Genomic DNA, 14,400 nt, shown 5'->3' on the forward strand with positions numbered 1-14,400 from the left:
GGGCACATGGAATACTGCATCTTCACCGAGCCGCAGCTCGGCGCCACATACGACGACCAGCTGGCCTACGCGCAGGCGGCCGAGCGGCTCGGGTTCACCGGCTTCTTCCGGTCGGACCACTACCTGTCCGGGCGAGGTGAGGGCCTGCCTGGCCCCACCGACGCCTGGACGACCCTCGCCGGCCTCGCTCGCGAGACCTCCGGCATCCGCCTCGGCACCCTCGTCTCGCCCGTGACCTTCCGTCACCCGTCGGTGCTCGCGATCCAGGTCGCGCAGGTCGACGCGATGTCGGGCGGCCGCGTCGAGCTCGGGCTCGGGGCCGGCTGGTTCGAGCGTGAGCACCAGGCGTACGGCATTCCGTTCCCGCGCAAACGGTTCGACCTGCTCGAAGAGCAGCTCGAGATCGTGACCGGGCTGTGGTCGACCCCGCCGGGCGAGAGCTACTCCTTCGCGGGTGGGCACTACCGGCTCGACGACGCGCCGGCACTGCCCAAGCCCGTGCAGAGTCCCGTGCCGCTGATCATCGGCGGAAGCGGGCCGCGGCGCACTCCCGACCTCGTCGCGCGGTTCGCGACCGAGTACAACGTCGGCTTCCCCGAGGACCACCAGATCCGCGAGCGCGTCGACAACGTGCGGGCGGCATGCGAGCGGATCGGCCGCGACCCGGCATCCGTCAAGCTCTCGCTCGCGATGTCGACCATTGCGGGCGCCGACGACACCGAGGTCGCGCGCCGCGCGGCACGCATCGGCAGCACGCTCGATCAGGTGCGCGACGGGGTCAACATCGTCGGCGGCGCGGACGAGATCGCCGAGCGCGTCGAGGTGTTGCGCTCGCACGGCATCGAACGGGTGTACTTCCAGCTGCTCGACCTGCAGGACCTCGAACACGTCGAGTTCCTCGGTGCCGAGGTGCTGCCGCACCTGCCGCGCTGACGGCGGTCGACGACGTCGCGGGCGCGTCCGCAGGGTCAGCGGCGCGCGTCGAAGAAGTCGCGCAGCAGGGCGGATGCCTCGGCCTCGCGCACTCCCCCGACGACCTCGGCGCGGTACGGCAGGCGCCGGTCGCGCACCACGTCGTACACCGAGCCCGCGGCCCCGGCCTTGTCGTCCCACGCGCCGAACACGAGCCGGGACACTCGCGCCTGCAGCACCGCCCCGGCGCACATCACGCACGGCTCAAGCGTGACCACGAGCGTGCACCCCTCGAGGTTCCACGTGCCCGCGGATGCCGCGGCCTCCCGCAGCGCGACGACCTCGGCGTGCGCCGTGGGGTCGTGGGTGACCTCGCGAAGGTTTCGTCCTTCGCCGATGATCGCCCCCGAGGCATCGGTCACGACCGCGCCGACCGGCACGTCGCCGGCCGCCCCCGCGTCGGACGCGAGCGCGAGAGCGCGCCGCATCGCAGCCGCATCCGACCCGTCGAACTCCACACCCCGAGCGTAGCGACGGCGCCCGGCGCTCGCCGCTAACCTGTGCGTATGCGCATCCACGTCGCGGACCACCCGCTCATCACGCACAAGCTCACGGTTCTGCGCAATCGCGAGACGCCTTCGCCCGTGTTCCGCCAGCTCACCGAAGAGCTCGTGACGCTCCTGGCGTATGAGGCGACACGCGGCGTCCATGTCTCGCCGGTCGAGATCGTCACCCCGGTGACCACGACGACGGGCGTGCGGCTGAGCGACCCGCGGCCGATCGTCGTTCCGATCCTGCGCGCGGGCCTCGGGATGCTCGAGGGCATGGTGAAGCTGCTGCCCTCGGCCGAGGTCGGGTTCCTCGGCATGGTCCGCAACGAAGAGACGCTCGAGCCGACGACCTACGCCGAGCGCCTGCCCGAAGACCTCAGCGACCGGCAGTGCTTCGTGCTCGACCCGATGCTCGCGACCGGCGGGTCGCTCGGCGCGGCGATCGAGTTCCTGTTCCGACGCGGCGCGCAGGACGTCACCGCGATCTGCCTCCTCGGGGCGCCCGAGGGCGTGCAGGCGATCGAGCGCCAGGTCGGCGACAAGGACGTCACCCTCGTGCTCGGCGCGATGGACGAGCGGCTCAACGAGAAGGGCTACATCGTGCCGGGGCTCGGCGACGCCGGAGATCGCCTGTACGGCACGGTGTGAGGAAACTGCGGCACCCGCCCCGTGCCGAACGGGCGGCGCAGCGTGCGCAGGGCGCGCTCGGCCAGGCTGCGACGTCGCGCTGCGGCCCCTCTCGTGGATTGACGGCTCTTCGCACATCCCGATGGCGGCGATAGGGGGCGTCAGCCGAGCGGCGGCGCGGCGGGGCGCCTGCCGGTCTCCTGTTCCCAGAACTCGAGCTGCTGCGTCAGCGCCTTGGCGAGCTCGAACACCTGCTCGGGCGGGATGCGGATGCGGCTCACGACTCTGGCGGGCACCACGGTGCGGTGCTCGCCTGTCTCGGGATCGATGTCGTCGCGCGGCGGCTGGGCGAGCGTGACGAAGTCCATGACGAACACCGTCTGCGTGTGCCACACGTTGGCGAAGTCTGCGTACGCGCCGCCGATGAGCTCAGGGGGAAGATCGATCTCGAACTGTCGGGGAGCGTCGGTCATGGCTGCCTCCTGCCTCGGTGGGCCGAGTCTAACCGGTGCCGCAAGGCCCGCGCCGGGCCCGGCCTGTCACCGCGCCACCGACACCGCGGGCGCCGTGGCGAGCGGCTCTGCGCCGGGCGCGTCGGTGACCGGAACATGCGCCTCGCCCACGAGCCGGGCGAACGCGCTGAGCCGGGCGACGCCCTCGGGCGTGCGCGGAAGATCGTCGAGCAGCCCCGGCGAGTACACGAGGTAGGCCGTGTGCTTCGCGCGTGAGACGGCGACGTTCAGGCGATTGCGCAGCAGCAGGAACTCGATGCCCCGCGGTGCGTCCCTCCCGGACGACGCCGCGAGCGACACGATCGCGACCGCCGCCTCCTGCCCCTGGAACCGGTCGACGGTTCCTACCGGGATCTCACCGAATCCGGCAGCCGCGAGCGCCTCTTCGACGCAGACCTGCTGCGCGTTGTACGGGGTGACCACGATGAGGTCCTTCTGCGACAGCGGACGCGGATCGAGCCGCACCCGCCCGCCCTGACCGTCACCTGCGGTGTCGTGCCATGGCCTGCCCAGCAGGTCGCGCACGATGCCCACGACGACGGATGCCTCTTCCGGCGATTGGGTCGCGTTGCCGTGGTGCCGCACGGCGACCGCCCGCACCCCGCGTGCGACGCCTTCGAGCTCGCGCAGCTTCGTCGACGGATGCGACTCCAGCTCTCCCCGGTAGGACAGGCGCGACACGGGGGCGGCGACTGCGGGATGCATCCGCCACGTGCGCGCGAGAAAGCGGCCGTACTCCGGCGGAATGACATCGGCGCCGTCCAGAACCCAGCCGAGCGCCGAGGTGTCGACGGGCTCGGGGTGCGTGCCCTGGCTCACCTGCGGCAGCTGCTGCGGATCGCCGAGCAGCAGCAGCCGTGGCGCGGCGAGCGCGACGGCGATCGTCGAGGCGAGCGAGAACTGCCCTGCCTCGTCGATGACCAGAAGGTCGAGGCTGCCGCGGGGGATGCGCCCCTCGTGGCTGAAGTCCCACGCGGTGCCGCCGATCACGAAGCCTGCGGTCTGCTCCGCGGTGAACGCGGCGACTCCGGTCTTGGGGATCACCGTGTACTCGGCGGGCTGCGAAGAGTCTTTCGGCGCCTTCGCGACCTGTTCGCGCGGGACTCCCGCGGCCACGACCTGGCCGAGCATGTGCTCGACGACCTTGTGCGACTGCGCGACGACGCCGACCTTGAACCCGTGGTCGCGCACCAGTCGCGCGATGACGTGCGACCCGACGAATGTCTTGCCCGTGCCCGGGGGGCCCTGCACGGCGAGGTAGCTGCGGTCGAGATCGAGGATGGCGCGGGTGATCGCCTCGATGTCGTCGCCGTCCGACGGCGGCAGCGCGGCGGCGAGAAAACGGGGCGGCCTGCGTCGCAGGATATCGGTGGCGGGGTCTTCGGGAAGGGCGGGGGCCGCGGCGATCACCGCATCGGCCCACGCGTCGATCGCGAGCTGCTGGTTGCCCGCACGCGGGGGGGCCTCGGGGGTGATCGCGATCGGGAGCTGCTCCCAGGTGAAGCCGTCGATGGCGTACTCCTCGACGATCGCCCCGTCGTCGAGCACCTCCTTCACCGTCACACGGTGATCGGCGTGGATCCACCGCGGTCTGGCCTCGAACGGGAACTCGACCGGCTGCTCGTAGAGCGCGAACGGCGCGGTGCCTTCGGTGAGGCGCGTGCCCGGAGCGACCTCGCCGCGCACCTCGAGCAGGCGCCGCTCGGTGCGCGCGCCCTCGGGTCGGTGCCAGTCCTCGACGACGCGGCAGCGGGCGCTGTCGAGAATGACGACGTCTCGCGTCTCTTCCCACACCGACACCGGCTCGCGCAGCCGCAGGAAGTGGGTCGCCCAGAACGACTTCGCCTCACGGGGGTAGTAGTCGATCGCGGCGGATCCGAGCCGGAGGGCGACGGCGTCGGCGGAGTCTTCCGGCAGCTCGGCCGCGCGGGCGGCGAGCGCGAGCGCACGAGGCGACGGCTCGTAGACTCGCTCGTCGGGCTCTGGATCGAGCGCCGGGCGCAGTCCCGCCTCACGCGCTCGGTCGACGAGCCAGTCGCGCAGGCGCCGTGTCGACACGCAGTCGTAGCGGTTGTAGTCGGCGAGGTCGTCGAGGATCGCCGCGGCGCCGACGAGGTCGCCGTCCTCCTGCAGGGCACGGGCCTCGACGTATCGCACGATCGAGTCGTCGCCCTTCTGCACGTCGCTGGTGCGCACCTCGTCGCCCATGTAGAGCGGCTCGAGCTTCTTGATCGAGTACGAGCGGGATCCGACGCGCAGCGCGCGCCGCACGATCGGGTACAGGTCGACGAACACGCCGTCGCGCAGCAGCCGGTCGACGTCGGCCTCGCGCACCCCGTGCCGTGCCGCCATCGCCATGAGATGCGTCGGCTCGTACGGGGCGTAGTGATAGATGTGCAGGTTCGGATGCTGCTGCCTGCGCAGCGCGACGATATCGAGGAACGTCTCGAGCGCGCGGCGCTCGTCGGCGAACGAGTGCGCCCACAGCGCCGTGTAGTCCTCGCGGTCGTCGACCCAGCCGAAGAGATAGTCGATGCCCCATTGCGCCCCGTCGGTCTCGGTGTAGAGCGGGTCGCCCTCGAAGTCGAAGAACAGGTCGCCGCGGTCTGGGCGCGCAAGCGCGCCGAGCGCGGTCGGGGCGACGACCTCGAAGGTCGGCACCGGCGCCGCGGCCGCCTGCGCGATGGCGGGTGCCTCCACGACGGGCGCCGGCGTGCCCGCAGGGCTCGTCAGCTGCAGCCTGGCCTGCGTGCGCAGGCTCGCGAAGGTGTCGGGGCTCATGCGCGCGGGCGGCGCGGCGGCAGTCGCGAGGCGGTCGATCGTGTCGATGCCCGCCGCGCGCAGCCGCTCGCGCTGCACCGGGCGCATGCCGGCGACCAGCAGCAGATCACGGGATGCCTCGACCTCGAGCTCGCACGTCGCGCACCGCCCGCACGCGACGACCTGCAGCTCGCCCCGCGGGTCGCCCCATGCGATGGGTTCGCCCGCCGCACCGAGGTCGAGCCGCCGGTCGGCGACGAGGGCCCGCAGGCGCTCGCGCCGCAGCTCGAACACCGGGAGCAGGTCGTCGACCTCATGCGGGCTCACGGTGCCGTCGCCGAGGAGCAGCTCGACACGGTCGGAGCGCGGCACGCCCAGCCGGTCGAGCTGCGCGACGTAGGCTGCGAGCTGCATCAGCGCCGTGACGCGCGCGCGCCGTGCGAGCTTCGAGTCCTGCACGATCCATGCGCCGGGTGCGGCATCGGCGCGCGGCTCGCGCACGAGGAAGTCCGCGAACCCGACGAAGTCGTCGGTGGAGAACGCCGCCTGGTAGATCACATCGGCGCCGGACTCGAGGGCGGCTGCGGTCTGCGCCACCGCGGCGGCGAGGGCCGCTGCATCCGACGACCGGGTCTCGGGAATCTCGACGACGCCGGCGCCGAATCGCGCGCGGTAGCCCTCGAGCACGCGTCGCTCGTGCTGATGGCCGAGCCGCCCGGCGCGCTCGAGCGTGAGGTCTTCGGGCTCTTCGACCGCGGCGACGCGCCCGAGCCGCGCGTCGATCGCGCGCACCCACGCGAACTCGCACTCGGCGGCGGCCTTCAGGTCGCTCGCACTCCAGACGAACCGGCCTTCGCCTTCGATGTAACGCATGCCTCCCCTTTCATGCTCGACAGTACCCGCGGTCTCCGACATCCGATCCGGTACGCGGCGACCCGCGCCGCAGACGTGCGACCGCGGCACCTCGGGGCGCAGCGCTCGCAGGACACCGCAGCGCTCGCGAGCCAGGCGCCACGCCGGAGCGCACACCTGACAGACTGGGGGCGTGATCACCGCCCTCCCGTTCGAGAGCGCGTACCGCCAGGGCTTCGCGCGCATCGCCGCCTGCACGATCCCCGTCGCGATCGCCGACCCGGCCGCCAACGCGCGCGCGATCCTCGAGTCGGCGCGCGAGTGCCACGACGACGCGGTCGCGGTCGCGGTGTTCCCCGAGCTGGCGCTCACCGGCTACGCGATCGACGACCTCGTGATGCAGGACGCCGTGCTCGAGGCCGTCGAGGCCGCCGTCGAGCGGCTGGTCGAGGCATCCGCCGAACTGCTGCCCGTGCTGGTCGTGGGCGCGCCGCTGCGCCACCGCAACCGCCTCTACAACTGCGCCGTGGTGATCCATCGCGGCGAGCTGCTGGGCGTCGCGCCGAAGTCGCACCTGCCGACGTACCGCGAGTTCTACGAGCGGCGCTGGTACGCGCCCGGCGACGACCAGGCCGGCCAAGACATCCGCGTCGGTGCGCTCGAGGCGCCGTTCGGTCCCGACCTGCTGTTCGAGTCTCTCGACGTGCCCGGGCTCGTGCTGCACGCCGAGGTCTGCGAAGACGTGTGGGTGCCGATCCCGCCCTCGTCGCGCGCGGCGCTGGCCGGCGCGACGGTCCTGGTGAACCTGAGCGGCAGCCCCATCACCATCGCCCGCGCCGACGACCGCAAGGCGCTGTGCCAGTCGCAGTCGCTGCGCTGCCTCGCCGCGTACGCCTATGCCGCCGCCGGAATGGGCGAGTCCACGAACGACCTCTCGTGGGACGGCCAGACGATGATCTACGAGTCGGGCAATCTGCTGGCCGAGACCGAGCGGTTCCCCGACGGCCCGCGCCGCAGCGTCGCCGACGTCGACCTCGACCGCCTCCGGCAGGATCGCCTGCGCCAGGGCACGTTCGATGACAACAGGCGGGGCACGCAGACCGATGCCTCTCCCCTGCGCACCGTGCACTTCGAACTCGATCCGCCGTCAGCCGACATCGGGCTCAAGCGCCCGCTCGACCGCTACCCGTTCGTGCCCGACGACCCCGCCCGGCTCGCGCAGGACTGCTACGAGGCCTTCAACATCCAGGTGTCGGGCCTCGTGCAGCGCATGCGCGCGATCGGCGGCCCGAAGCCGGTGATCGGGGTGAGCGGCGGACTCGACTCGACGCACGCACTGCTCGTCGTCGCGCGGGCGATGGATCGTCTGGGGCGGCCGCGCCGCGACATCCTCGCGTACACGATGCCCGGTTTCGCGACGAGCGAGCACACCAAGTCGAACGCCATCGCCCTGGCAGAGACCGTCGGCGCTTCGATCGAGACCATCGACATCCGGCCTCTCGCGACCGAGATGCTCGAGCGCATCGGCCATCCGTTCGCCGACGGCGAGCCGGTGCACGACATCACGTTCGAGAACGTGCAGGCCGGCATCCGCACCGACTACCTGTTCCGGCTCGCCAACCTGCACGAGGGCATGGTCATCGGAACCTCCGACCTGTCCGAGCTCGCGCTCGGCTGGGCGACGTACGGCGTCGGCGACCACATGAGCCACTACGCGGTGAACACGGGCGTGCCGAAGACCCTCATCCAACACCTCATCCGCTGGGTCATCTCGCACGGCAGCGGCGAGGGGGCAGCGCAGCTGAGCCGCGAGGCCGCCGAGGTGCTGCAGTCGGTGCTCGACACCGAGATCAGCCCCGAGCTCGTTCCGGTCGGGCAGGACGGGCGGATGCAGTCCACCGAGGACCGCATCGGGCCGTACGCGCTGCACGACTTCACGCTCTTCCACGTGCTGCGCTACGGCTTCCGGCCGTCGAAGATCGCGTTCCTCGCCTCGCACGCGTGGCGCGACGAAGACGCGGGCGCCTGGCCCCCCGGGTTCCCCGACGAGGACCGCTACGCCTACGATCTGCCGACCGTGGCGAAGTGGCTGCGGGTGTTCCTGCAGCGCTACTTCGCATTCGCGCAGTTCAAGCGCTCCGCGATCCCCAACGGGCCCAAGGTGTCTCCGGCCGGCTCGCTGTCGCCGCGCGGCGACTGGCGCGCACCGTCCGACGGCAACGCGGCGGCGTGGCTCGCCGAGCTCGACGCGGCGCTGCCCCCCGACGCCTTACGCTGACCCGGATGCGCCGGCCGGATGCCTCCACCGGCGCATCACCGCGGGCCGCGGCATCCGCTCACTCGGTCGCGGGAGCCCAGTCCTCGGGCTTCGGCGCCCACGCGAGGGTGATGATCCACCCCTCGCGCGAGAGGTCGACGAGGCTGTAGCGCAGCTTGCGGTCGGGCATCCACCCCTTCGCAAGCGATGCGTCGAGCTTGACGCTGTCTCCGCGGATCAGGTTCTTGCGGCCGTCAGCCTCACGGATGGCGCATACGCGCGTCCAATGCTCGAGGAGCTTCGGGATGTTCTCCTCGTCGAAGATGTGCGAGTGACGCTGCATCTCGTGCACCGAGACGTCGTCGGGGTGGGAGTCGCGCAGATCGAGCCCGAAGACGAACTCGGGTTCGGCGACTGCGACCACCGTCGCGGCCCGATAGTTGACGTTGCGGATCTCAACCGGCACCGTCACACCGTCCACCTCGGCGAAGAGCTCGGTGCGCATGCCGAAGATCGTCGGATGCTCCCGCCCGACCGTGATCTCGCGCTCCTCGATCCCGAGGCGAGCGGCGACGAGCTCCTTCGCGAGCGCGCGCTTGCGATCGTGCTCGCTCATCTTCGGGTCCCAGCCGAGCCGGGCGGAGATGCCCTTGGGCGTCTCGAGCTGAACTGATTGCATGGCCCCCTCTTCACAGACGGCTCGTGGCACCGCCCGATCCCATCTTGTTGCACCGTCGCCTCACGGCCAACCCCTCTTACGGCGGGGTGCCAGACTGTCGTCATGGCGCGACGTGCGACGGTGATCGGGAGCGGGCCAAACGGGCTGGCGGCCGCGGTGGCGCTGGCGCGGGCGGGATTCGCCGTGCGGGTGCTCGAAGCCGCCGACACGGTGGGCGGCGGCATCCGCTCGGCCCAGCTCACCCTCCCCGGGTTCGTGCACGACGTGTGCTCGGCGGTGCATCCGGCGGCGCTGACCTCGCCGTTCCTGCGCGCGTTCGGCCTGCGCGAGCGGATCGAGTGGATCACGCCCGAGATCTCGTTCGCGCAGCCCCTGGACGGCGGGCGCGCCGCGATCGCGTACCGCGACCTCGAGCGCACCGCCGACGCGCTCGGGCGCGACGGGCACGCCTGGCGCGCCGTCACGCGGCCGCTCGCGCGGCATCTCGACGGTGTGGTCGACTTCACCGGCTCGCAGCTGATCCGGATGCCGCGGCATCCTGTCACCGTGGCCCGTTTCGGTCTGCGCGCCCTGCAGCTCGGCTCGCGCCTGGGCCGCGGAACGTTCGCCACCGAGGAGGCGGACGCGCTGCTGACCGGAGCCTTCGCCCACGCGAACACGACCCTCCCGTCGGTGGGCGCGGCCGCGTCCGGGCTGTTCCTCGTGGCGCACGCGCACGCGGGCGACGGCTGGGCGTACCCGCGCGGCGGCGCGCAGCGCATCGCCGACGCGCTGGTCGCCGACCTCGAGGCCCACGGCGGCGTCATCGAGACAGGCCGTCGCGTGGACACGCTCGCCGGCCTCGACTGGGGCGACCCGCACGCGGGCGACGTGCTGCTGCTCGACGCGTCGCCGCGCCTGGCCGTGACCCACCCCGACACGCCGCCCGCCTATGCGCGCGCGATCGCGCGCTACCGTTACGGACCGGCCGTCGCGAAGGTGGACTTCGCGCTGGACGGGCCCGTCCCGTGGGCGAACCCCGAGGTCGCGCGCTCCCCCACTGTGCATCTCGGCGGCACGCGCGCCGAGGTCGAAGCGAGCGAGAACGCGGTGGCCCGCGGCCGCGTCACCGACCACCCGTACGTGCTCACGGTGCAGCCGTCGGTGTTCGACGACTCCCGCGCACCGGCGGGCAAGCACGTGCTGTGGACGTACCTGCACGTTCCGCCGGATTCGACGCTCGACGCGACCGAGCTGGTCACGCGGCAGGTCGAGCGCTTCGCCCCGGGATTGCGCGATCGCATCCTCGCGACGCACGCGATGTCGGCGCGTGAGCGCGCCGAGTTCAACCCGGCCGACATCGGCGGCGACATCCTGGGCGGTGCGTTCACGTTCGCGCAGGCGTTCCGCCGCCCGGTGGTCTCGCCCGTCCCGTGGCGCACGCCGATGAAGGGCGTCTACCTCGCGTCGGCTTCGACCCCTCCCGGCCCCGGCGTCACCGGCATGCCCGGATGGTACGCCGCGCGCACCGCGATCCGCGACGCCCTCGGCGAGCGCGTCGACCCCGAGGATCTCTTCGGGCGCTGACCGACATGTGTCTGCAGAACTCCTTCGATCCGGGCCCTCCGGCGGCTGAGGCCGGCCTCCGCGCGGCTTGCGCAAACGGATCGAAGGAGTTTTGCAGCAGCGGCCACCGGTGCGGGTGACCCGTGGACGGCTTCGCAGCGGTCGACTTCGAGCTGGCCCGCCAGGTGCTCCAGCGGGGCGTCGCGGCGCTCTTCCTCATCGCGTTCGTCTCGACCCTGAACCAGTTCCGCCCCCTCCTCGGCGAGCACGGACTGCTGCCTGCTCCCGAACTGCTGCGCTGGGCGCGCTCGTCGAAGGCACGGGCGCGGATGCTCCGCCCGACCCTCTTCCGCTGGTGGCGATACACCGACCGGCGGCTGGTCGCGCTGTGCTGGTCGGGCATCGCCGTCGCGGCGACGCTGGTGGCCGGCATCCCCCAGCTCGGCCCGCCCTGGGTGCCGATGCTGTGCTTCCTCGCGCTGTGGCTCGGGTACCTGTCGATCACCAGCATCGGCCAGACCTTCTACGGGTTCGGGTGGGAGATGCTGCTGTGCGAGGCCGGCTTCCTCGCCGCCTTCCTCGGCTCGGACGACCAGCCCCCGCCGACCGCGGTGATCGTGCTGTTGTGGTGGCTGCTGTCCCGGCTCGAGTTCGGCGCCGGAATGATCAAGATCCGCGGGGGGCGCGAGTGGCGCGACCTCACCGCACTGACCTACCACCACGAGACGCAGCCCATGCCGGGCCCGCTCAGCCGCCAGGCGCACCTGCTGCCGCGGTGGTTCCACGAGCTCGAAGTGATCGGCAACCACTTCGCGCAGCTCGTCGTGCCGTGGCTGCTGTTCGTGCCGCTGCTGTCGCTGTGGGTTGCCGGGCCCTGGCCGCAGATCGTCGGCACGTCGGCCGCTGCGATCGTGATCGCCACGCAGCTGTGGCTGGTCGCAACCGGCAACTTCGCGTGGCTCAACTGGTCGACGATCGTCATCGCGTTCTCGGCCGTGTCGTTCCCGTGGCTTGCTTCCGGCGACGGCCCGAGCCGCGGCATCCCGTTGTACTGGCTCGTCGTGACGTGCGCGGTGACCCTGCTCTACGCGGTGCTGAGCTGGTGGCCGCTGCGGAACCTGTTCGCACACCGGCAGCTGATGAACGCGAGCTTCAACCGATGGCAGCTCGCCAACGCCTACGGCGCCTTCGGCACGGTCACGAAGGAGCGCATCGAGTACGTGATCGAGGGCACGACGGATGAAGATCCGGATGCCGCGACCTGGCGCGAGTACGCCTTCAAGGGCAAGCCCGGCGACGTGCGACGGATGCCGCGCCAATTCGCCCCGTACCATCTGCGCCTGGACTGGCTGATGTGGTTCCTGCCGCTCGGGCGGTCGCTCGAGGACTGGTTCACGAGGCTGCTCGTGCGCCTGCTCGAAGCCGACCCGCCGACGCTGCGCCTTCTCGCACACGACCCGTTCGACGGCGCACGACCCTCTTGGGTGCGGGTGGTGTCGTACCGCTATCGCTTCGCGAGCCGCGCGGAGTTCCGTCGCACCCAGGAGCGGTGGGTGCGCGACCGCCGGCGCACGGTGGTCCCGGCGATCGGGGGCGTGCGCTGAGGTCGAGGGCTCAGCCCTCCTGGGGCTCTTCGATCTCGTCGTCCGGCTCTGCGCCTTCGGGCGCCTCGACTTCGGGCGCCTCGACTTCAGGTTCCTCGCCTTCGGGCGCCTCGACTTCAGGTGCCTCGTCCGGCTCGTCGTGCTCTTCGAGCTCTTCGAGCTCTTCGTCGGACTCGTCGAGTACCTCGTCGACGGCGTCGTCCAGCACTTCTTCGAGGACCTCCTCGATGAAGACGACCTCCGAGTCGGCGATGCCTGTGGCGTCGTCGATCGCATCGGCGGCGACGACCGCCCGGCGGTGCCACTCCTCGGCTTCGTCGGCGCGCCCGAGCTCGTCGAGCACGGCCGCTCGCGCCGCGAAGAGCGCGGGGCTCCACTCGAACGCACGCTCCGGGTCCAGCTCGGGAATGTCGAGCTCGAGCAGCGCGCGTTCCGTCTCGCCGAGGTCGAGGCGGGCGCCCGACATCGCGATCGCGAGCTCGACGCGCACCGGCGTCGCAAGCGTGGAGCGATCGACGCTGCGGCCGAGCTCCAACGCGCGATCGGGGCGCCCCACGCCGCGCTCGCTGTCGACCATGAGCGCGATCTGGTCGTCCTTGCCCGAGATCCGCCGGTACGTGCGCAGCTCCCGCAGCGCCAGGGCGTAGTCGCCGATCGCGTACGCGGTGATCGCGGCTGTCTCCCGCACGACCGCGATGCGCCCGGCACTGCGGGTCGCCGCCAGCGCGTGCTCATGCGCAAGCGCGGGGTCTTCGTCGATGAGCGCCGCAGCCATTGCGAGATGCCGCGCGACGCGCTCCGCGTTCTCTTTGCTCAGCGTCTTGAGCTCGTTGCGCGCGGCCGGGTTGAGATCCTTGGGCGTCACCTCGTCCGGCAGGAACGGCGACGGATGCCTCTCCCCACGGGAGTCGTCGTCACGCGGTGAGCGCGGACGGGAGTCACGAGGTGCATCCCGGTACGGGCGGTCGCCGCGAGGCCGGTCGCCGTAAGGACGCTCAGTACGCGGCCGGTCACCGTGCTGACGATCGGTGCGGGGACGATCCCCATAGGAACGCTCGGTACGCGGCCGGTCACCAGACGGGCGATCCGCACGAGGGCGGTCACCGTAAGGACGCTCAGTACGCGGCCGGTCACCAGACGGGCGATCCGCACGAGGGCGGTCGCCGTAAGGACGCTCGGTACGCGGCCGGTCACCAGACGGACGATCCGCACGAGGGCGGTCACCGTAAGGACGCTCAGTACGCGGCCGGTCACCAGACGGGCGATCCGCACGAGGGCGGTCGCCGTACGAGCGATCGCCGTGCGGACGATCCGCGCGGGGACGATCCCCATAAGGACGCTGAGTACGCGGCCGGTCACCAGACGGACGGTCTGCACGAGGGCGGTCGCCGTAAGAGCGATCACCGTGCGGACGATCCGTGCGGGGCCGGTCGCCGTCCGCACGTCCACCCTGCGCGGGTCGACGATCGCGTCCGTCATTCGACGCTCCACGATACGACCGGTCGGCGCGGTCGGCGCTACCGGGGTGCTTGCGCTCATAGGGACGACCCGACGAACGCTGGTCGTGCGATCGCTGACCGCCCGAAGCGTGATCGCCCTTGCCACCGGCGTGGCCATCGCGTGACGAGCCTGTTCCGCGGGAAGGAGCGCCCGGCTTGCCGCCGTGCTTGTCGTCACCATACGGAGGCCTGCCTCCTTGACGGCGCTCCTCGTGCGAGTGCGAGCCTCCTCGCGCGTCACCTCCGCGCTGAGCCGGACGATCGCCATCGTGGCGGCGACCTCCGGCCCGATCATCGCGGCGGTCGGATGACGGACGGCGCTCCGCAGGGCGATCAGAGCCGCGTCCGGCCCCGTCGCCTGACGCGCTGTAGCGCGGACGCTGCCGCTCTTCCCGGGGCTCTCGTTCGTCCGACATCATGTACTCCTATCGCCTTGTGGGCTGCGCTGTTCGTTTGTGGTGGTCGACGGGCCATGGCCAGTTAACCGCGAATGGCCACCCGGTGGGGGTGGCCATTCGTGTTAAGGGGGTGTCCGGCGGTGTCCTACTCTCCCACAGGGTCTCCCCTGCAGTACCATCGGCGCTGAGAGGCTTAGCTTCCGG

The 14,400-nt window shown here is 71.6% G+C and carries 11 protein-coding genes; 5 read left to right on the plus strand and 6 right to left on the minus strand.

The genetic code is table 11. From position 1 onward, the window contains the following. Nucleotides 1-6 precede the first annotated feature (6 nt). Nucleotides 7-933 carry an LLM class F420-dependent oxidoreductase gene (locus AB1K54_RS16265; protein ID WP_371203808.1) on the plus strand — a complete coding sequence of 309 codons (927 nt, stop codon included), beginning with the start codon at nt 7-9 and terminating at the stop codon, nt 931-933. A 35-nt stretch (nt 934-968) separates the two neighbouring features. Here AB1K54_RS16265 and AB1K54_RS16270 read toward each other — a convergent pair whose 3' ends face one another. Next, entirely contained in the window at nt 969-1,400 is a 432-nt protein-coding gene (locus AB1K54_RS16270) for a nucleoside deaminase (RefSeq protein ID WP_371203819.1), read from the minus strand. 78 nt (nt 1,401-1,478) lie between these two features. Here AB1K54_RS16270 and upp point away from each other — a divergent pair, with 78 nt between their 5' ends. Continuing rightward, nucleotides 1,479-2,111, plus strand: coding sequence for a uracil phosphoribosyltransferase (gene upp, locus AB1K54_RS16275; protein ID WP_371203809.1), 633 nt, complete (start codon nt 1,479-1,481; stop codon nt 2,109-2,111). A 140-nt stretch (nt 2,112-2,251) separates the two neighbouring features. Here the strand turns inward: upp and AB1K54_RS16280 are convergent, their stop codons facing one another. Beyond that, nucleotides 2,252-2,563: a DUF3467 domain-containing protein gene (locus AB1K54_RS16280; RefSeq protein WP_371203810.1), complete on the minus strand. Its 312-nt coding sequence runs from the start codon at nt 2,561-2,563 to the stop codon at nt 2,252-2,254. 66 nt (nt 2,564-2,629) lie between these two features. Continuing rightward, nucleotides 2,630-6,235, minus strand: a complete 3,606-nt coding sequence (locus AB1K54_RS16285) for a TM0106 family RecB-like putative nuclease (protein WP_371203811.1) — start codon at nt 6,233-6,235, stop codon at nt 2,630-2,632. Nucleotides 6,236-6,407: 172 nt separating this feature from the next. Here AB1K54_RS16285 and AB1K54_RS16290 point away from each other — a divergent pair, with 172 nt between their 5' ends. After that, nucleotides 6,408-8,492 carry an NAD(+) synthase gene (locus AB1K54_RS16290; RefSeq protein ID WP_371203812.1) on the plus strand — a complete coding sequence of 695 codons (2,085 nt, stop codon included), beginning with the start codon at nt 6,408-6,410 and terminating at the stop codon, nt 8,490-8,492. A 58-nt stretch (nt 8,493-8,550) separates the two neighbouring features. Here AB1K54_RS16290 and AB1K54_RS16295 read toward each other — a convergent pair whose 3' ends face one another. Beyond that, complete coding sequence (locus AB1K54_RS16295) at nt 8,551-9,150, minus strand: hypothetical protein (RefSeq protein ID WP_371203813.1); 600 nt, start codon at nt 9,148-9,150, stop codon at nt 8,551-8,553. Between the two features lie 102 nt (nt 9,151-9,252). On the opposite strand from AB1K54_RS16295, the gene AB1K54_RS16300 reads away from it, so the two are divergent. Both AB1K54_RS16300 and AB1K54_RS16305 read left to right on the plus strand, forming a co-directional pair. Continuing rightward, complete coding sequence (locus tag AB1K54_RS16300; RefSeq protein WP_371203814.1) at nt 9,253-10,716, plus strand: phytoene desaturase family protein; 1,464 nt, start codon at nt 9,253-9,255, stop codon at nt 10,714-10,716. Between the two features lie 122 nt (nt 10,717-10,838). After that, nucleotides 10,839-12,299: a lipase maturation factor family protein gene (locus AB1K54_RS16305; RefSeq protein ID WP_371203815.1), complete on the plus strand. Its 1,461-nt coding sequence runs from the start codon at nt 10,839-10,841 to the stop codon at nt 12,297-12,299. 10 nt (nt 12,300-12,309) lie between these two features. Here AB1K54_RS16305 and AB1K54_RS16310 read toward each other — a convergent pair whose 3' ends face one another. Next, nucleotides 12,310-13,164 (minus strand): hypothetical protein, encoded by an 855-nt coding sequence (locus AB1K54_RS16310; RefSeq protein ID WP_371203816.1) that lies wholly within the window; start codon nt 13,162-13,164, stop codon nt 12,310-12,312. Further along, complete coding sequence (locus AB1K54_RS16315; protein ID WP_371203817.1) at nt 13,161-13,778, minus strand: hypothetical protein; 618 nt, start codon at nt 13,776-13,778, stop codon at nt 13,161-13,163. Before AB1K54_RS16315 ends, AB1K54_RS16310 begins: the two co-directional genes overlap by 4 nt. Nucleotides 13,779-14,400: the final 622 nt, after the last annotated feature.

It is taken from the genome of Microbacterium sp. BWT-B31, assembly GCF_041379855.1.
GTDB lineage: Bacteria > Actinomycetota > Actinomycetes > Actinomycetales > Microbacteriaceae > Microbacterium.

What these genes read in the sequence shown, in the direction of transcription:
- AB1K54_RS16315 (WP_371203817.1), bottom strand. Translation starts at nt 13,778, where the DNA reads ATGACGGACGCGATCGTCGACCCGCGCAGGGTGGACGTGCGGACGGCG.
- upp (WP_371203809.1), top strand. Translation starts at nt 1,479, where the DNA reads ATGCGCATCCACGTCGCGGACCACCCGCTCATCACGCACAAGCTCACG.
- AB1K54_RS16300 (WP_371203814.1), top strand. Translation starts at nt 9,253, where the DNA reads ATGGCGCGACGTGCGACGGTGATCGGGAGCGGGCCAAACGGGCTGGCG.
- AB1K54_RS16265 (WP_371203808.1), top strand. Translation starts at nt 7, where the DNA reads ATGGAATACTGCATCTTCACCGAGCCGCAGCTCGGCGCCACATACGAC.
- AB1K54_RS16280 (WP_371203810.1), bottom strand. Translation starts at nt 2,563, where the DNA reads ATGACCGACGCTCCCCGACAGTTCGAGATCGATCTTCCCCCTGAGCTC.
- AB1K54_RS16295 (WP_371203813.1), bottom strand. Translation starts at nt 9,150, where the DNA reads ATGCAATCAGTTCAGCTCGAGACGCCCAAGGGCATCTCCGCCCGGCTC.
- AB1K54_RS16285 (WP_371203811.1), bottom strand. Translation starts at nt 6,235, where the DNA reads ATGCGTTACATCGAAGGCGAAGGCCGGTTCGTCTGGAGTGCGAGCGAC.
- AB1K54_RS16270 (WP_371203819.1), bottom strand. Translation starts at nt 1,400, where the DNA reads ATGCGGCGCGCTCTCGCGCTCGCGTCCGACGCGGGGGCGGCCGGCGAC.